Annotated in this window: 13 protein-coding genes; 2 read left to right on the top strand and 11 right to left on the bottom strand. The window is 66.0% G+C overall.

Annotation, left to right across the window (positions count from 1 at the left end):
* Nucleotides 1-60: 60 nt before the first annotated feature.
* The 5 genes from RIT73_RS08900 to RIT73_RS08880 all read right to left on the bottom strand — a co-directional run bounded on the left by RIT73_RS08900 (nt 61) and on the right by RIT73_RS08880 (nt 7406).
* Nucleotides 61-426 (bottom strand): DUF4233 domain-containing protein, encoded by a 366-nt coding sequence (locus RIT73_RS08900; RefSeq protein ID WP_309131717.1) that lies wholly within the window; start codon nt 424-426, stop codon nt 61-63.
* A complete protein-coding gene (locus RIT73_RS08895; RefSeq protein WP_309131716.1) occupies nt 423-1817 on the bottom strand; it encodes a folylpolyglutamate synthase/dihydrofolate synthase family protein in 1395 nt (464 codons plus the stop codon). Before RIT73_RS08895 ends, RIT73_RS08900 begins: the two co-directional genes overlap by 4 nt.
* Entirely contained in the window at nt 1814-5089 is a 3276-nt protein-coding gene (ileS, locus tag RIT73_RS08890; protein ID WP_309131715.1) for an isoleucine--tRNA ligase, read from the bottom strand. The genes RIT73_RS08895 and ileS overlap by 4 nt, the downstream gene beginning before the upstream one ends.
* A 362-nt stretch (nt 5090-5451) precedes the next feature.
* Entirely contained in the window at nt 5452-6204 is a 753-nt protein-coding gene (locus tag RIT73_RS08885; protein WP_309131826.1) for an SDR family oxidoreductase, read from the bottom strand.
* Between the two features lie 80 nt (nt 6205-6284).
* On the bottom strand, nt 6285-7406 hold the full coding sequence (locus tag RIT73_RS08880; protein WP_309131714.1) for an acyltransferase family protein: 1122 nt from the start codon (nt 7404-7406) through the stop codon (nt 6285-6287).
* Between the two features lie 75 nt (nt 7407-7481).
* Between RIT73_RS08880 and valS the strand changes: the two genes are divergently transcribed.
* Both valS and RIT73_RS08870 read left to right on the top strand, forming a co-directional pair.
* Nucleotides 7482-10121 carry a valine--tRNA ligase gene (gene valS, locus RIT73_RS08875; RefSeq protein WP_309131713.1) on the top strand — a complete coding sequence of 880 codons (2640 nt, stop codon included), beginning with the start codon at nt 7482-7484 and terminating at the stop codon, nt 10119-10121.
* Between the two features lie 272 nt (nt 10122-10393).
* A complete protein-coding gene (locus tag RIT73_RS08870; RefSeq protein WP_309131712.1) occupies nt 10394-11086 on the top strand; it encodes an AIM24 family protein in 693 nt (230 codons plus the stop codon).
* Between the two features lie 275 nt (nt 11087-11361).
* On the opposite strand, the gene RIT73_RS08865 is transcribed toward RIT73_RS08870, so the two are convergent.
* From RIT73_RS08865 to RIT73_RS08840, 6 genes are all read right to left on the bottom strand, one after another.
* Nucleotides 11362-12621, bottom strand: a complete 1260-nt coding sequence (locus RIT73_RS08865; protein ID WP_309131711.1) for an MFS transporter — start codon at nt 12619-12621, stop codon at nt 11362-11364.
* 53 nt (nt 12622-12674) lie between these two features.
* Nucleotides 12675-13961 (bottom strand): ATP-dependent Clp protease ATP-binding subunit ClpX, encoded by a 1287-nt coding sequence (gene clpX, locus RIT73_RS08860; protein WP_309131710.1) that lies wholly within the window; start codon nt 13959-13961, stop codon nt 12675-12677.
* A 184-nt stretch (nt 13962-14145) separates the two neighbouring features.
* Nucleotides 14146-14790 (bottom strand): ATP-dependent Clp protease proteolytic subunit, encoded by a 645-nt coding sequence (locus RIT73_RS08855; protein ID WP_309131709.1) that lies wholly within the window; start codon nt 14788-14790, stop codon nt 14146-14148.
* A gap of 26 nt (nt 14791-14816) precedes the next feature.
* Nucleotides 14817-15413, bottom strand: a complete 597-nt coding sequence (locus tag RIT73_RS08850) for an ATP-dependent Clp protease proteolytic subunit (RefSeq protein WP_309131825.1) — start codon at nt 15411-15413, stop codon at nt 14817-14819.
* Between the two features lie 247 nt (nt 15414-15660).
* Nucleotides 15661-17040, bottom strand: a complete 1380-nt coding sequence (gene tig, locus RIT73_RS08845; protein ID WP_309131708.1) for a trigger factor — start codon at nt 17038-17040, stop codon at nt 15661-15663.
* A 146-nt stretch (nt 17041-17186) separates the two neighbouring features.
* Nucleotides 17187-18719 carry a hypothetical protein gene (locus RIT73_RS08840; protein WP_309131707.1) on the bottom strand — a complete coding sequence of 511 codons (1533 nt, stop codon included), beginning with the start codon at nt 18717-18719 and terminating at the stop codon, nt 17187-17189.
* Between the last annotated feature and the right edge of the window lie 54 nt (nt 18720-18773).

The following is an 18773-nucleotide window of genomic DNA, read 5'->3' as shown; positions in this document are numbered from 1 at the left end:
AATCGACGTGCCCCGGCCGCGCCCGCGCAGCGGCACCTGCCCAGCCGGCGCCGCCCGGGCTCAGGCGCGTTCGGCCACTTCCCGATCGATGCGTGCCGACCAGTAGACGGCCACCGCCCACAGGGCGATGAACAGTGCCGCGACGAAGAACATCGAGCTGATCACGAAGCCCGACGCCAGCAGGAGCGCCTGGACGATCCACCCGATGATGACGCCGGGACGCTTCTGGCCGATCCGCCGCGGCAGCAGTATCACCGCGGTGATTGCCAGAACCGCCACAGCTGAGGCGCCGAGGAGCAGCTGCGTCAGGCTCAGCGAACCGGCGGTCTTGACTTCGAGCCCGTAGGCGGTGAGGACCGCGAAGTAGACGATGACGAGCTCGCAGATGAGGATCGAGCCGCACAGGACGGGATGCTTCGACTTCATTCGGCGCTCTCCCTGCCCAGCAGCAGCCGGGCCTCGGCCACGGTGTACAGCGACCCGGTGACGACGATCCCGGGACGGGCCGACCCCGACTCGTTCGCGAGGTCGATCGCCTTCATCAGTGCCGCGTTGAGATCGGGGGTCTCGATCACCGAGTCCTCGTCGATCCATTCGCGGGCCGCCGCGGCGAGCTTCTCCGCACTCAGCGCGCGATCGGCCATCACCTCACTGACGACGAACGCATCCGCGCTGCGGTGCAGCTCTTCGAGCACCCCGTGCACGTCCTTGTCCGCGAGCATCGCCAGGACGATCACGGTGTAGTCGAAGTCGAACGCCTCGGCGATGGTCTCGGCGAGCACTCGGGCGGCGTCGGGATTGTGAGCGCCGTCGACGACGACCGCCGGTCCGGTCCGCACCAGTTCAGCACGCCCCGGGGACCTGACATGGCTCAGCCCCTCCGCGACGGTGTCCGCACTCAGCGGCTTGTCCTCGGCGGACAGAAACGCCTCAGCGGCGACGAGCGCGACGGCGGCGTTGTGGGCCTGGTGCGCGCCGTGCAGTGGCAGGAACAGATCGGAGTAGACATCGCGAACGGCTTGGACGGCGATGAGTTGACCGTCGACGGCCGGACGGCGGTCGAGGAGGCGGAAGGACCGGTCCTCGACCAGCGCGGTGACCCCGCGTTCGACCGTCTGGGCGTCGAGCACCTCCATCGCCTCCTCATCCTGGAGGCCGATCACGGCGACCGGATGCGGGGCAGGCGTGTCGTCGATGCTGCGGTTGAGGATCCCGGCCTTAGTCTTGGCGATCTCGGCGAGCGTGTCGCCGAGGAATTTCTGGTGGTCGAGCCCGACCCGGGTGAAGACGCACACCTCGGCGTCGGCGACGTTCGTCGAGTCCCATTCGCCGCCCATCCCGACCTCGGCCACGAAGACGTCGACCGGGGCGTCGGCGAACACGGCGAAGGCGAGGACGGTGAGCACCTCGAAGAAGGTCAGCCGGTTGCGGCCCGCGGCCGCGAGCTCGGCGTCGACGATCTCCAGGTATGGCCGGATCTCGTCGTGGATGCGGACGAAGTCCTCGACCGCCACCGGTGCCGCGTCGACCCGGACGCGTTCGGTCACGGAGTGCAGATGAGGGCTCGTGAACAGGCCGACCCGCAGATCGTGGGCGGAGATGATCGCCTCGATCATCCGTCCCGTCGACGTCTTCCCGTTCGTGCCGGTCAGCATGATCACCGGCGCGGCGCGATGGATGTCGCCAAGCAGCTCACACGCCCGGCGGGTCGCGTCGAGGCGGACCTCGACCTGCGTCTCCCCCGCCCGGGCCAGCAGCTCGGCGTACACCCTGGCCAGCTCCAGCTGGGAGTTCTCCTCGGATCCGACGGCGCTCATGCCCGGCTCACCGCGATCCGTGTGCCGCGGGGAAGCTCTTCGGGCGCGAAGGCGCCCTCGGCGCCCTCGAGTGCGGCGAATTCGAGCGCTGTGGTCAGCGTCTCCCCCGCGATGAGCTCTCGGTGATCCTCCAGCGCCGAGGTGACCGTCGGGTCCGCCTCGATGACGACCGTGATGCGGTCGGAGATGTGGAGGTCGAGCTGCTTGCGGATGCCCTGGATCGCGCGGACCGTGTCACGGGCGACGCCTTCGGCCTCCAGTTCGGGGGTGACCCGCGTGTCCAGGGCGAGGAAGCCCGTGTCGAGGGGCGCGAGCTCCATGCCCTCGGTGCCGGATTCGGCGACCGACTCGAGCGTGTACTCGCCGTCGACGAGCTCGATGCCACCGCTGGTCACGGTGCCGTCCGCGGAGACCGACCAGTCCCCTGCCTTCGCTGCCTTGATCACCTGCTGCACCTGCTTGCCCAGCCGGGGCCCGGCGACGCGGGCATTGACCACGAGGTTCTGCGACAGTGAGAACCCTGCGGCTTCCGCCTCGGCGGCGTCGAGGACCTCGACCTCGCGGACGTTGAGCTCGTCGGCGATGATCGCGGTGAACTCGGAGCCGAGAGGGGTGTCGCCGGCGACGATGAGCGTGTTCAGCGGCAGCCGCACCCGCAGGCGGTTGGCCTTGCGGACGGAGGACGCGGTGGAGCAGATGTCGCGGGTCAGGTCCATCGCCTCGACGAGCGCCTCGTCGGCCGGGAACAGGTCGGCGTCGGGGTAGTCGGCCAGATGCACCGACCGCTCACCGGTCAGACCTCGGTAGATCTCCTCCGTCGTGAATGGCAGCAGTGGTGCCGCCACTCGGCAGAACGCCTCGAGGCAGGTGTGGAAGACGTCGAAGGACTCATGCGTCTCAGGCGTTCCGTCCCAGAACCGCCGGCGGGAGCGGCGGACGTACCAGTTGGTGAGCATGTCGAGGTGACTGCGGACGAGCTCACATGCGGCCCAGATGTCGAGGCCCTCCATCGCCTCGGCGAAGTCCGCAATGAGGTCATGCGTCTTGGCCAGCAGGTACCGATCGAGCACCTGGGTCGAGTCGTAGCGCGGCTGCGCCTGGTAGCCGCTCCGAAGTCCGTCGCCACCGGCAGCGCTGTCGGCCGCGTTCGCGTAGGTGGCGAAGAACTGCCAGGTGTTCCACAGGGGCAGCACGACCTGGCGGACGCCGTCGCGGATGCCCTGTTCGGTCACGACCAGGTTGCCTCCGCGCAGGATCGACGAGGCCATGAGGAACCACCGCATCGCGTCGGAGCCGTCGCGGTGGAACACCTCGTTGACGTCGGGGTAGTTGCGCAGCGACTTCGACATCTTCTGCCCGTCGGAGCCGAGGACGATGCCGTGCGAGATGCAGTTCGTGAAGGCGGGACGGTCGAAGATCGCTGTCGACAGCACGTGCAGAAGGTAGAACCACCCACGGGTCTGACCCACATACTCGACGATGAAGTCCGCGGGGAAGTGATTGTCGAACCATTCGGAGTTCTCGAACGGGTAGTGGACCTGGGCGTAGCTCATCGATCCCGAGTCGAACCAGACGTCGAAGATCTCTGGGATCCGGCGCATCATCGACCGACCCGTCGGATCGTCCGGGTTGGGGCGGACGAGATCGTCGACCCAGGGGCGGTGGAGGTCGACCTCGCCCTTGTCGTTGACGGGGAGGCGGCCGAAGTCGGCCTCGATCTCGGCCAGTGAGCCGTAGACGTCGGTGCGCGGGTACGAGGGATCGTCGGAGACCCACACCGGGATCGGGGATCCCCAGAACCGGTTGCGCGAGATCGACCAGTCACGGGCGTTCTCGAGCCACTTGCCGAATTGCCCGTGCTTGACGTTCTCGGGCACCCAGTTGATCTGCTCGTTGAGCTCGACCATCCGGTCCTTGAACTCGGTCACCCGCACGAACCACGAGGACACGGCCCGGTAGATCAGCGGATTGCGGCAGCGCCAGCAGTGCGGATAGGAGTGCTCGTAGGATTCGTGGCGCACGAGCACGGCGTTGCGTCCGGCCAGTGGGCCGGTGTGGTTGCGCAGGTCCTTGATGATCGCCTTGTTGGCGTCGAAGACCTGCTGGCCTTCATAGTCCGGCACGGTCGAATCGAAGCAGCCGGCGTCGTCGACGGGGCGAGCCGCCTCGATGCCGTAGGCGTCGGTGAGCTCCTTGTCCTCCTCACCGAACGCCGGTGACTGGTGGACGATTCCGGTGCCGTCCTCGGTGGTGACGAAGCCGGCCTCGAGGATGGTGTGCATCCGCTCGCCGAATTCCTCCTGCCGGCCCTCGTAGTAGGGGAACGGCGGTTCGTAGGCGCGGCCGAGCAGCTCGGAGGACGGGAACGTGCGCAGCACCTCGGGGTTCTCCCCCAGCTCACGGGCGTAGGCGGCCAGGCGCGCCTCGGCGAGGATCAGGGTCTTGCCCTGCAGCTCCGGGGAGCCGTCGGCGCCGGGGACGACGGCGGCCAGGGTGATGTCCGGGTTGACGGCCACCGCCTGATTGGAGGGGACCGTCCAGGGGGTCGTGGTCCAGATCAGGACCCATTCGTCGGAGTCCTTGAGCTTGTAGCCGATGGTCACGGCCGGGTCCTGGCGCGACTTGTAGACGTCGTCGTCCATGCGCAGCTCGTGGCTGGACAGCGGGGTCTGGTCCTTCCAGCAGTAGGGCAGGACGCGGTAGCCCTCGTAGACGAGGCCCTTGTCCCACAGCTGCTTGAACGCCCAGATGACGCTTTCCATGTAATCGACGTTGAGCGTCTTGTAGTCGTTGTCGAAGTCGACCCAGCGGCCCTGGCGGGTGACGTACTCCTCCCATTCCTTCGTGTACTTGAGCACGGAGGAGCGGCAGGCATCGTTGAAGGTGGCCAGGCCCATGCGGCCGATCTCGGCCTTGTCGACGATGCCCAGCTGACGTTCGGCCTCGAGTTCGGCGGGCAGTCCGTGGGTGTCCCAGCCGAAGCGGCGGTCAACCTTCTTCCCCCGCATCGTCTGGAAGCGCGGGACGACGTCCTTGACGTAGCCGGTGAGGAGGTGACCGTAGTGGGGCAGCCCGTTGGCGAATGGAGGCCCGTCGTAGAAGACGAACTCGTTGGCCCCGTTCTCGCCCACGTCACGCTGCTCGATGGAGGCCTGGAAGGTGTTGTCCTGCTTCCAGAATTCGAGCACGGCCTCCTCGATCGCCGGGAAGTTGGGCGAGGCGCTGAGGCCAAAGGCCGAGGTCGAGACCTTGGGGTACATCGGTTGCGTCATGAGCGTCCTTCGGGTTCACTGCGGTCACTGTCGCGAGGACGACATCTGCCGCGGTACCACCTCGCTTATCCGCTTGAGCATCACCGGGGTGCGGTGGTGTACGGAGCGGATCGCTCATTGACGGACGATGACGGGTCCACCCGTCCGGTTCTACTGGGTGCCAGCGCCCCGTTCCTCCGCCGAGGCGGGGGGTGAGGGGGTCTGGCACTGTTCTTCCGGATGCTCCCCGGTGATGGCCGGATCGATGCACGGACAATTCTATCGCCTTCGCGAAGCGTGCACCAATGCGTCAAGGGTGCAGTCCCAGGCAAACCCTCGGAGCAGCAGTGTGCCCTCGACGTCGGTTCGCCGGAACGGGCCGCTCACAGCCCCTGGTGCCGGGCGACCTTGTGCTGAGCGGCCTGGGCGATGGGCCGCAGGACCATGAAGTCGACGTTGAAGTGGTGGGGTCGGGTCAGAGTGTAGACGACGGCGTCGGCCACGTCATCGGCGGTGAGCGGGTTCTCCACTCCTTCGTAAACCTTGTCGGCAAGCTCCTGGCTGCCGACCCGCTTCCGGGTGAATTCCTCGGTGGCGACCATTCCGGGTGCGATCTCGATGACCCGGACGGGCTCTCCGCACAGTTCGAGGCGCAGCGTCGCCGCGATCGAGTGGGCGCCGTGCTTGGCCGCGACGTATCCGCCGCCGCCTTCGTAGGCCTGGTGCCCGGCGGTCGAGGACATGACGACGATGTCGCCGCGACCGGATTCGATCAGGGCCGGCAGGAACGCCTTGACCACCCGCAGCACTCCGAGGACGTTGATGTCGTACATCTGCCGCCAGCCCTCGACCGACGCCTCGGCGACGGAATCGGTGCCGAAGGCCGCACCGGCGTTGGCGACGAGCGAATGCACCGGTCCGGAGCCGAGCACCTCGGCGGTCAGCGCCTCCACGGCGGCGTCATCGGTGAGATCGGCGACGAAGTAACTCGCCCCGGTCTCCTCGGCGAGAGCCTTGAGTTTGTCCTCGCGTCGGGCAACGGCCACGACGTCCCAGCCGAGGTCACGCAGACGGCGCACGGTGGCGGCGCCGATGCCCGAGCTGGCTCCTGTCACAACTGCTCTGAGAGTTTCCATCGTCTTCCCCGTTCGTTTCGGATCGATGCTGGTCATCGTGCTCAGTGTACGGAACCGCGATGATCACAGCCGAGGCTGTTTCAACCTGTGGGCTGCGGATCCGAGTCGCGTCCTGGGCGTGGTTCGCCGCGGGTGTGCGGGTTGCGCGGGCCGCCTTCGCCGAACACCGCCCGCACGCCGGGGATCTTCACCGCCAGCCAGGTGACTGCGGCGCAGATGAGGGTGTAGACGAGTGGCATGACGAGCGCGTGGAACACGACCGCGGGCAGCGTCTCGGGAAGACCGATGAGGTTGCGCAGCGGGTAGAGGACGAGCGGGTGGAGGAGGAACACGCCGAACGAGAACGGGTAGAGCACATGGAGAACGGTGAAGCCGTGGCGCATGTGGTGGTGGAGGAGCAGGTAGGCCGACAGCGACATCACGACCACCCCGGGTGAGAGGTACTCGTACGGGAACATCCACGGCTTCTCCCCCGGGCCGAACCCGGCCCACAGGGCGGTGATCGCGATGGAGCCCAGGAACACGACCCAGGCCAGGGCGGCGACCCGGGCGGTGATGACGACGTCGCGCAGGACCCAGCCGAGGATGTAGAAGCCGGCCATGGGCAGGAACCGGGTGGCGATGTTGGCCTCCCCCACCTCGGCGACCATGCTCACCCACTGATCGAGCATGCCGATGCCGAGGAAGATCAGCCCGGTCCCCCACTGCAGCCGTCGGGACCCGTGAATGCTGAGCAGTCGGAAGAACGGGGTCAGCAGGGTCAGCCCGGCAAGCACGTAGAGAAAGTAGAGCTGGACGAAGGGAGAGCCGGTGAGGATCGCGGCGAACGGATCCCAGTCGCTGTCGGCGGGCAGCAGGTAGTACCGGCGGAAGGTGACGTAGACGATCGTCCAGAACACGAGCGGAATGCCGATGCGCCAGACGCGCTTGCTGAGGAACTTGCGCGGGACGTTGCCCCGTTCGGGGTCCATCGCCAGCGCCCCGGAGATCATGATGAAGACCGGCACCGACCATCGGCAGGCGGAATCGACGATGTTCGCGAGCCACCAGTCAGGGCCCATCGAGGCGAAGTTCTGTTCGACGACGGTGCCGAGGGAATGGATGGCGACGACGGCGATGATCGCGAAGGACCGGGCCGGATTCATCCATGCGGTCGAGGTGGGCGGCAAGTTGTCCGATCGGATCCTGTCCAGTGGCGACATGGTCCGATTTTCTCATGCAAGCACCCCGTGGTCACGGTTTGGCCACAGGCAGGCGGGGTGAGAAGATCAACAGTTATGAACTCACCTGCTTATTCGGACTCGCCGCACGAGTCAGTGAACCTGCCGGACAAGCCGGCTCTGGAAGGACTGCGCGACAAATGGGACGCCGCCTGGTCCGAGTCCGGGGTCTACGCCTTCGACGTCGACACCGATCGTGAGCAGGTCTATTCGATCGACACACCCCCGCCCACCGCCTCGGGGTCGCTGCATGTCGGTCACGTCTTCTCCTACACCCAGACCGACATCATCGCCCGGTACCAGCGGATGCTCGGGAAGAATGTGTTCTACCCACTCGGCTGGGACGACAACGGTCTGCCCACCGAACGCCGGGTGCAGAACTACTACGGCGTGACCTGTGATCCTTCGCAGGCCTACGACCCCGAATTCGAACCCCCGGCGAAGCCCGCGAAGAACTCCCGCGACTTCGTCAAGGTCTCCCGCCAGAACTTCATCGAACTCTGCGAGCGGCTCTCTGCCGAGGACGAGCAGATCTTCGAGGACCTGTTCCGCTCGACCGGACTCTCCGTCGACTGGTCCTACACCTACCGGACCATCGACGACACGTCCCGGGCCGTGAGCCAGCGGGCGTTCCTCACCGACCTCGCCGGCGGGCATGCCTACTCTCAGGACGCTCCGACGATGTGGGACGTGACGTTCGGCACGGCTGTGGCCCAGGCCGAGCTCGAGGACCGGGAGAAGGAGGGCGCCTATCACAAGGTGAAGTTCCACCCGCAGGGCAGTGACGGTCTCGCTGACACCTCCGCGGAGCCGATCATCATCGTCACCTCGCGGCCAGAGCTGATCCCGGCCGTCGTGGCGCTGGTCGCCCACCCCGACGACGAGCGCTACCAGCCGTACTTCGGCACCACGGTCGTGTCCCCGCTGTTCGGGGTCGCGGTCGAGGTCAAGGCACACGAACTCGCCAAGGCTGACAAGGGCACCGGCATCGCCATGGTCTGCACCTTCGGCGACCTCACCGACGTCACGTGGTGGCGCGAGCTCGACCTGCCGACCCGGGCCGTCGTCAACCGGGCGGGCCGGCTCAGCCTCGAGGTCCCCGACTGGATCGCGGGCTCACCGAAGTCCGATGCGGTCGCCAATTACGAGCAGCTGGCCGGGAAGACGACGTTCACCGCGCGCAAGGACATCGCCGAGATGCTCGCCGCGTCCGGCGATCTGGTCGGCGATATCGAAGCGGTCACCCACCCCGTGCCCTTCTACGAGAAGGGCGACAAGCCCCTCGAGGTCGTCACCTCCCGGCAGTGGTACATCCGCAACGGCGGTCGTTCGGCCGAGCTGCGCGATGCCCTCATCGCCCGTGGTCGCGAGATCGAATGGCACCCGACGTTCATGCGCTCGCGCTATGAGAACTGGGTCGAGAACCTCAACGGCGACTGGCTCGTCTCCCGGCAGCGCTACTTCGGTGTGCCGATCCCCCTGTGGTACCGACTCGACTCCGAGGGCCGGCCGGACTACGAGAACCCGATCGTGCCGGAATCGCTGCCCGTCGACCCCGTCGCCGAGGTGCCGGCCGGCTACAGCGCCGACCAGCGTGACGTTGCCGGCGGGTTCACCGCCGATCCCGATGTGCTCGACACCTGGGCGACCTCGTCGCTGACCCCGCAGCTGCTGGGTGGATGGAGCCGTGACGAGGAGTTCTTCTCCAAAGTCTTCCCCTTCGACCTGCGTCCCCAGGGCCATGACATCATCCGCACGTGGCTGTTCTCCACGGTTGTGCGCGCGAACTCGCTCAATGACGCCGCACCGTGGAAGCACGCGGGCCTGTCCGGGTGGATCCTCGACCCGGACCGGAAGAAGATGTCGAAGTCGAAGGGCAACGTCGTCGTCCCCTCGGACATCCTCTCCGAGGCGAAGCCCGGCTTCGGCCCCGACGCCGTGCGCTACTGGGCGGCCAGCGCCAAGCTCGGCGCCGACACCGCCTATGACGTCACGCAGATGCAGATCGGCCGCCGCTTGGCGATGAAGCTGCTCAACGCCTCGAAGTTCGCCCTCGCCCAGGGCGTCCACGCCGGTCTCATCGGCCATGTCGGTTCCGTCCACCATGCTCTCGACAAGGCGCTTCTCGTCAAGCTCGCCGAGGTGGTCGACAGCGCGTCGGAGCACATGGCCGCCTACGACTACGCCCACGCCCTCCGCGAGGTCGAGAGCTTCTTCTGGGAATTCACCGACGACTACGTGGAACTGGTCAAGGACCGTTCCTACGGCGGTGCCGGCGAAGCCGACCGGATCTCGGCACACGTCACCCTGGCCACGGCCCTCGACGTGCTGCTGCGGCTGTTCGCTCCGTTCATGCCCTTCGTCACCGAAGAGGTGTGGTCGTGGTGGCGGACCGGTTCGGTCCATCGCAGCCAGTGGCCCGGCCGCGAGCAGATCGTCAATCCCGACACCGCGGTGTCGACAGAACTGCTCTCCGACGTGGCCGCGGTCCTGTCCGAGATCCGTCGTGCCAAGTCCGAGGCCAAGGTCTCGCAGAAGACTCCGGTTCGCACCGTCACCGTGCAGGCGCCGGCCCGGATCATCTCCGCGCTCGAATCCGCCCAGGGTGATCTGGTCGCCGCCGGCCGGGTGCAGCATCTCGTCACAGAGGAGGCCGGTGAGGAGATCTCGATCTCCGGAATCGAATTCGCCGACTGACGGTTGCGGACAGTCGTGGTCCATGGGCTGACGGTTGCCGACACTGACTGTCCAGGGACCAGCTGAAGAAGCGGGCCCGGGATTTCCCGGGCCCGCTTCGCTGCCGAGAAACCGAGCGGCGCAGCAACCCCGAACCAGAACGCAGCCGACCCAGACCGCCCACGTTTCAGGATCAGCACAGGAATGAGCGCTGTTCGGGACGCGAATCGTGGTTACATGGTTTCGGTGAGGAAGAGGCAGACGGCTTCTCCTTGGTCAGAAAGGCTTGAGACATGAGAAGTGACCTCTTTTCGCAGCGCAATGCAGAAGTGCAGAATCAGGATCGCTGGACGCTCCAGTCGAAGAAGATGCTGCGGACGGTGATCACCCCCAACGCGCCGATGATCGCCACTAAGGGTGCGATGGTCGCCTACCAGGGCGATATCCGCTTCACCCATCAGGGTTCGAAGTCCGTCGGACAGTTCATGAAGAAGGCTGCGACGGGTGAAGGCGGGAACGTCATGCGCGTCGAAGGCCACGGTGAAGTCTTCTTCGCCCGCGAGGCCTCGAACATCTTCATGATGGCGATGGAGGGCCCGCAGGACGCCCTGACCGTCAACACCTCGAATCTGCTGGCCTTCGACGACGCTCTCAATTGGGAGATCCGACGCATCAAGGGCGGTGTCGGCGCCATGGTCAGCGGCTCCGGTCTGTTCAACCTCGAGCTCAGCGGAGTCGGCACCGCAGCCATCTGCTGCAAGGGCGAACCGATGGTCCTCGACTGCTCTCAGCAGCCGACTTTCGTCGATCCGCAGTCCGCGGTGTGCTGGTCGTCCTCCCTGGCTCCGCAGATCAAGACCGATGTGAGCGTGGGAACCTTCTTCGGACGCGGTTCAGGAGAGTCGGTGCAGCTGGCGTTCCACGGACCGGGATTCGTCGTCGTCCAGCCGGCGGAGAACGCCGTCTACACGGCGACTACGTCTTGACGGACATCTGCGGCCTCACTTGACGGACCACTCCTACGTCCCGGCGGACGCCTACGGCCCGTCCTGACGGACGCCAGTGATCTGACGAGTCCGTCGCTCCTCCCCCAATCCGGGAGAGCGCCCAACACCTCACGAGCCGCTGTTCACACCCATGCAGAGGTGCGAACAGCGGCTCGTGGGGTGAACAGCGGCCGCGCAGGCGAATAGCGGCCCCGTAGGCGAACAGTGGCCCAGCGTGGAATCACCGGCGTCGGCCGGTCGGCTCTGCCCAGGACTCACCCTCGGTGCACGCGGTACTTCCGGAACGCCGGGAAGACGAACGCACAGGCGATGACGAGCACGATGACGAGAATGCCGCCGCCGGCGCTGGCAACGGTTGTCGAGGTGACCTCTGCTGCGGCTCCGTGGAGAACGTCGGCGATGCGCGGCCCGCCGGCGACGACGACGATGAAAACTCCCTGCATCCGACCGCGCATGTCGTCCGTGGCCGCCTCCTGCAGCATCGTCGAGCGGAATGCCGCCGAGATGATGTCGGCTCCCCCGCCGAGGGCCAGGCCGAAGAGCGCGGTGCACAGAGCCAGAGTCCAGAAGCCTGCCGCGAACTCGAGGGAGAGCCCGAACAAGGTCATCGCCGCACCCCAGACGATGATCGCCACGATCACGGCCAGTCCCTGTCTCTCGACCCGGGAGACCCAGCCGGAGAAGATCCCCGCGATGCCGCTGCCAACGGCCAGTGCCGCGAAGAGGAGCGAGAAGACGAAGCCACCCTCCGGAGGTCCGCCGAAGGTCTCGGTGGCGATCTGAGGGAACAGGGCCCGCGGCATTCCGAACACCATGGCGATGACGTCGACGAGGAGTGAGACCATGACGACGACGTTCGTGCCCAAGTAACGGAATCCGTCGACGACTCCCCTCAAGCCAGAACGCGTGTGCGGCTGCTTCTCGGGAACCAGTGCCGGCAGTTTGAGGACCGCGTAGAGGGTGGTGCCCAGGAACAGCGCGTCAAGGCAGTACAGCAGCTGATAGCCGAAGACGGGAATCAATGCCCCGCCGACCACCGGACCGACAACCGCGCCCAAGGTCGCGACGGTCATGTACAGCGAGTTCGCCGCCGGCAGCAGGCTCAGCGGCACGATAGTCGGCAGCAGAGCTCCTCGGGCGGGCTGATTGAGGCCGAAGAACGCCTGCTGCAGCGCGAAGACGGACAGCAGCAGCCACACGTTGTCGCTGCCGGCCAAGGCGAGGACGGCGAGGGCCGCGCTGGCGACGATCAGGCCCACCGTGGAGACGATGAGCAGCTTCCGCCGATCGATCACATCGGCCAGCGACCCACCCCAGAGACCGAAGACGATGAGGGGAACCAGGCCGAAGACACCGCTGAGCCCGACATAGCCCGAGGATCCGGTGATGTGGAAGATCTGGGCCGGGATCGCGACCACTGTCATCTGAGCACCGATCACGGTGACGATGTTCGCAGTCCAGAGTCGGCGGTAATGGGGATATTTGAGCGGCCTGGTGTCGGCGAAGAGCCTCACGGACGCAGGGATCGAGGGATCAAGGGGACTGTCACCTCATACGGGCCCAGGCATCAGGCCGACTTCTTGGTCGTCCGAGCCTGTGTGCGGGGAATCAGAGTGGGGGCGACGTTGCTCTCGACGACGTCCTTGGTCACGACCACCTCGGCGACGTCCTCACGCGACGGAACGTCGAACATGACCGGCTGGAGGACCTCCTCCATGATGGAGCGCAGTCCACGGGCGCCAGTCCCCCGGAGCAGAGCGAGGTCGGCGATCGCCTCGAGTGCGTCGGTCTCGAAGCTGAGTTCGACGTTGTCGAACTCGAACATCCGCTGATACTGCCTGACGAGGGCGTTCTTCGGCTCGGTGAGGATCGACATCAGCGCTGCCCGGTCGAGGTTGGAGACCGTCGCGAGCACCGGGAGCCGTCCGATGAACTCGGGGATGAGGCCGAACTTGAGCAGATCCTCGGGCAGAATGTCTGCGTAGAGGTCCTCTTCGTCGTTCTTCGACTGGAGCAGTGCGCCGAAGCCGATGCCGTGCTTGCCCTTGCGCCCGGCGACGATCTCCTCCATCCCCGCGAAGGCACCGGCGACGATGAAGAGGACGTTGGTCGTGTCGATCTGGAGGAAATCCTGATGCGGGTGCTTGCGGCCTCCCTGCGGCGGGACCGAGGCCTGGGTGCCCTCGAGGATCTTCAGCAGCGCCTGCTGCACACCCTCACCGGAGACGTCACGGGTGATCGACGGATTCTCCGATTTGCGGGCGATCTTGTCGATCTCGTCGATGTAGATGATGCCGTGCTCGGCCCGCTGGATGTCGAAGTCGGCAGCCTGGATGAGTTTGAGGAGGATGTTCTCGACATCCTCACCGACGTAGCCGGCCTCGGTCAGGGCCGTCGCGTCGGCGACGGCGAAGGGCACATTGAGGCGCTTGGCCAGAGTCTGAGCGAGGTAGGTCTTGCCGGACCCCGTGGGGCCGACGAGGAGGATGTTCGACTTGGAGATCTCGACGTCGCCCTCGGCTGCGCCGAGCGTCTTCGTGTCATCACCGCTCGTCAGCGCGCGGATGCGCTTGTAGTGGTTGTACACCGCCACGGACAGCGCCTTCTTCGCGGGCTCCTGGCCGACGACGTACTCCTGCAGGAAGTCGAAGATCTCTCGGGGCTTGGGAAGTTCGAGCTCCGCGTGGTCGGTCGTCGACTCGGTGAGTTCCTCTTCGATGATCTCGTTGCACAGTCCGATGCATTCATCGCAGATGTACACGCCAGGTCCGGCAATGAGTTTCCGCACCTGCTTCTGGGACTTGCCACAGAAGTTGCACTTGAGCAGGTCTGCTCCGTCCGAACTGCGAGCCACTGTCACAACCTTTCGCCAGGGCGATCATCCCCAACTCTACCGCTCGTATTTCCTGTACCTCAATAGCTTCCCATACGACACTGACACGACGGCCGAGAAGTGTCATACGGTGTGTCGCCGCCGGTGCGGCAGCGACGAGAACGGGTCCGCACAGTCAGCGACTGCTCGGACCCGTTCGTCAGTCTCAGACGACGCCCTTGCGGGAGGTCAGCACCTGATCGACGAGGCCGTAGTCCTTCGCCTGTTCGGCGGTGAGGAACAGATCGCGTTCGATGTCGTTGTTGACCTGCTCGGGGGTCTTGTTCGTGTGGTTCGACAGCGTGCTCTCCATCCACTGCCGCATCCGCAGGACCTCCGCCGCCTGGATCTCGATGTCGGAGGCCTGCCCCTGACCCTGACCCTGCATCGCCGGCTGGTGGATGAGGACGCGGGCATTGGGCAGCGCCAGACGCTTGCCCGGAGCTCCGGCGGCCAGCAGCACGGCTGCCGCCGACGCCGCCTGCCCCAGGCACACGGTCTGGATCTCGGGCTTGATGTACTGCATCGTGTCGTAGATCGCGGTCATCGCAGTGAATGACCCGCCCGGAGAGTTGATGTAGAGCGTGATGTCACGGTCGGGATCCTGCGACTCGAGCACGAGCAGCTGAGCCATCACATCGTCGGCGCTCGTGTCGTCGACCTGCACACCGAGGAAGATCACACGATCCTCGAACAGCTTAGTGTAGGGATCCTGACGTTTGAAACCGTAGGGGGTGCGCTCTTCGAACTGCGGCATCACGTAGCGCGACTGCGGCATCTGACCGGCGGTTGACCCTGGCATAAAGTTCATACTGTTCATTCTTCCTTGGCTCGCACTCACTTGTCGTTGACGTCGGACGAACGGGTCACCATCTTGTCGATGAAGCCGTACTCGAGCGCTTCCTCGGCGGTGAACCAGTGGTCGCGGTCGTTGTCCTTGAGGATCTGCTCGAGCGACTTGCCGGTCTGCTCGGCGGTCAGCTCTGCCATCTGCTTCTTCATGTGCAGGATGAGCTCGGCCTGGATCTTGATGTCGGTCGCGGTGCCGCCGATGCCGCCGAGGGGCTGGTGCATGAGGATGCGCGCATGCGGAGTGGCGTAGCGCTTGCCCTTGGCCCCGGAGGAGAGCAGGAACTGACCCATCGACGCAGCCATGCCCATGGCCACGGTCGCCACGTCCGGCTTGATGTACTGCATCGTGTCGTAGATCGCCATGCCGGCAGTCACCGAGCCGCCGGGCGAGTTGATGTAGAGCCAGATGTCCTTGTCGGGATCCTCGGCGGCCAACAGCATCATCTGCGCACAGATCGCATTGGCGTTGGAGTCGCGCACCTCGGAACCCAGCCAGATGATGCGCTCCTTGAGCAGGCGATTGAAAATATGGTCGTCGAGACCCATTCCCGCACCGGCATCGAGGCCGACGGGGGCTGTCATTTCGTGTGCGCTCACGTTTCACTCCTGTAGGTTTGTTGGCTTGATATGGACTCTAACTGCTCGTCGGCGGGTTTTAGTCCGCGGCGGTGCCTGTGTTCGCCATCAGCGTGATCCGCCGCCGGGGCGGTCTCACCCTCCCGGCGCCGCTCGCGCTGGGCGTGAGCGGCGGATTGCGAAAACGGTGGGCACAGGTCGACCCTGTACCCACCGTTCACAAGAACTCACCACCGCCGAGGCGATGCGAGCGTCAGTTCTTCTCGTCGTCCTCGGCGTCGGCGTCCGAGGCGTCGACGACGTCCTCGTCAGCTGCTTCGGCTTCGTCGACGTCAGATTCGTCAGCGGCCTCATCGCCGGGAGAGGTGAACTCCTCCATGTCGATGACGTTGCCCTCGGTGTCCTTGACGGCTGCCTGAGCGAGGACCGCGGCGAGTGCCTTCCGACGCGAGACCTCGCCGACCAGTGCGTTGACCTGACCGGAGCTGTCGAGCATCTGAGCGAACTCGTTCGGGTTCATTCCGTACTGCTGGGAGGCGGAGATGAGGTATTCGATGAGCTCGGGCTGGGTCACCTCGACCTGCTCGGCTTCGGCGATCGCATCGAGGATGAACTGGGTGCGCAGGTTGCGCTCGGTCTCCTCGGTGACCTCCTTGCGGTGCTCATCATCGTCCGTGCGGCTCTCGGATTCGAGGTGACGCTCGACCTCGTCGTTGACGATCTTGGCCGGAACCGGAACGTCGAGGGTCTCGAGCAGGACTTCGAGGACCTTGTCGCGAGCCTCGGCGCCCTGAGCGAATTCCTTCTGCTTCGCGGCCTGCTCGCGCAGGTCTGCCCGCAGCTCTTCGATCGTGTCGAATTCGCTGGCGAGCTGGGCGAAGTCATCGTCGGCCTCGGGCAGCTCGCGCTCCTTGACGGCCTTGAGGGTGATCGTGACCATGCCGGTCTCACCGGCGTGCTCGCCACCGGCGAAGGTGGTCTCGAACGTGGTCGATTCGTCTGCGGACAGGCCTTCGAGTGCCTCGTCCATGCCTTCGAGCATGGTTCCGGCACCGACCTGGTAGGAGATGTCGGAAGCCGAGTCGATCTCCTCGTCGCCGATGTGGGCGACCAGGTCGAGGGTCACGAAATCGTCCTTGGCGGCGGGACGGTCGACGGAGGTCAGTGTGCCGAAGCGCGAACGCAGCTGCTCGAGCTCGTTGTCGACGTCTTCATCGGTGACCTCGATCGGGTCGACCTCGACGGTGATCGTGTCGTAGGCGGGCAGCTCGATGGTGGGACGGATGTCGACCTCAACGGTGAAGCCCAGGTCACCTTCCTCGGTGCCGTCGAGTCCGGGAACCTCGGAGATCTCGACCTCGGGCTGGCCCAGCGGGCTGATCTCGTTCTCTTCGACAGCCTGGCGGTAGAAGCCGTCGAGACCGTTGTTGATGGCTTCCTGGATCACAGCGGGACGACCGACTCGCTGGTCGATGATGCGGGTCGGGACCTTGCCCTTGCGGAATCCGGGAACAGTGACCTGTCCTCCGATGGTCCTGTAAGCCTCGTCGACACTCGGCTTGAGTTCGGCGTAAGGGACTTCCACGCTGATCTTGACCCGGGTCGGGTCGAGTTGCTCGACGGAGCTCTTCACAGTGTGACCTTTCAATTTCGACAGTCATGCTTAATCGGCCACAACGTGACCTACAGGAAGGGAGGCGGCGCTGCCGGATCAGGCATCGTGCCACCAAACGCAGTCTCCAATCCTACGCGAAAGCGAGGCGAAAACACGAAATCGACTCAGCCGTCGCCCGGTCCCATTCCCGGTGGAACCGAGTCGCGGGGCCGGTAGAGCTCGTCGAGGCTCAGGATGACGTTGGCGGCAGTCCACGACAGGGGTGCCACGGAGGCTCCCGATCCGTCACCGGCGATCTTCTCCGGAAGCGATCCTGCCGAGGTCCGGTGCCGGCTCAGCCAGTCCAGGATGCCCTCGGCCTGAGCGCGGGCGCCCACACGTGCGTAGGCGAGTCCCATGAGTGAGGTCGACGGGGTCCAACTCGCCCGGTCGAAATGCCACCCCTCCCCCGGGCGGATGCCTCCGGCCGGCTGCTCCAGCGTCTTCCAGACCCCATCGAGGACTGCGGCGTCGATACCGACATCCACTCCGGTCGCCGGCAGGTACGCGACCGCGGAGTCGAGCCCGCCGGTGGTGGGATAGCGCTGCAGGCCGGTGGCCGTGAACATCCGGTCGAAGGTGCCGCGGAATGCCTGGGCGGCCCCGACTGCGGCCTGCGCGCCTCCGGGCAGGCTCTTGGCCAGGTCCGGTCGCCTGCTCGCCAGCTCGGCGAGGTGATGCAGGCCCACCAGGGTCGGTGCGGCGATCCCGAGCGTGACTCGCGACTCGACCACCTCCCAATAGTCGGAGGACGGCGGCGGCAGACGCGTACCGGCAGCGGTGCGCACGGTGAGGATGTCCGACGAGCGCACGAGCAGCGGAGCCATCGCCTCGAGGACGATCGGCTCCCCCGAGACCTGCGGACCGATGGGATTACGATCCGATGGGTGGATCTTCTCACCGACGCGCATCTGATCGTCGGCGCCGGCCTGAACATCGGCACGGAGCTCGTCCGTCGGCGTCATCTGATCGAGGTCTCGCTCCTGGGCGCGCTCGAGGTCTCGCTCCTGGGCTCGAGCGGCCGCGTGGACCTCGGACACCGCCCAGACGACGAGGCCGACGGAGTCGAACTGCGACGCTCGGTCATCCGGGGTTCGGTTGCCCTCCGTCAGGTAGCGAGCGGCGAATGAACCGTCCGCGCCCTGCAGGCTCTGCAGATGGAGGAGATGGTTCCACGCGGCGGCAACATGACCGACCCGTCCCAGGGCGACGGCAACGAATGCGGCATCGCGCGGCCAGACATAGCGCCAATGAGTCGACCAGCTGGCGACCGTGGCGGGCAGCGAATCGGTGAGGACCCACAGGTCGAGCAGAGCGGAGACCGCAAGGGATCGGTGCCGGGCCGGCAGCGATTCGATCCAGGGAGAGCTGACCAGCAGGAACTCCCTCTGCCGCAGTTCGGGATCGAGACCGGAAAGGGCGGGCAGGACCCGGGAATCCTGGGGCAGGGACCGCGCCTGCGCCTCGGTGAGTGCGCTGCGCTGATCCGCCGAGGTGAACGCCGCGGTCACGGAGCGGACGGGATCGGGGGCGGTCGCCTCGGCGAGGATCCTGCCGCTCGCCGCCCATCCTGCACCGAGAAGCCCGGCGCCGGCGATGACACCGGTGAGGACTCGACGGCGACTCGGGCTGGCGGAGGTGCTTCGTGGGGACTCCATCGGCCCTCCCTTCGACGGGCAACCTTCAGCGGGCAACGAAAAACCGGCCGGACC

Source organism: Brevibacterium sp., assembly GCF_031179145.1.
GTDB lineage: Bacteria > Actinomycetota > Actinomycetes > Actinomycetales > Brevibacteriaceae > Brevibacterium.
The sequence above is the reverse complement of the archived record's forward strand: the minus strand, read 5'-3'. Positions and strand labels throughout refer to the sequence as shown.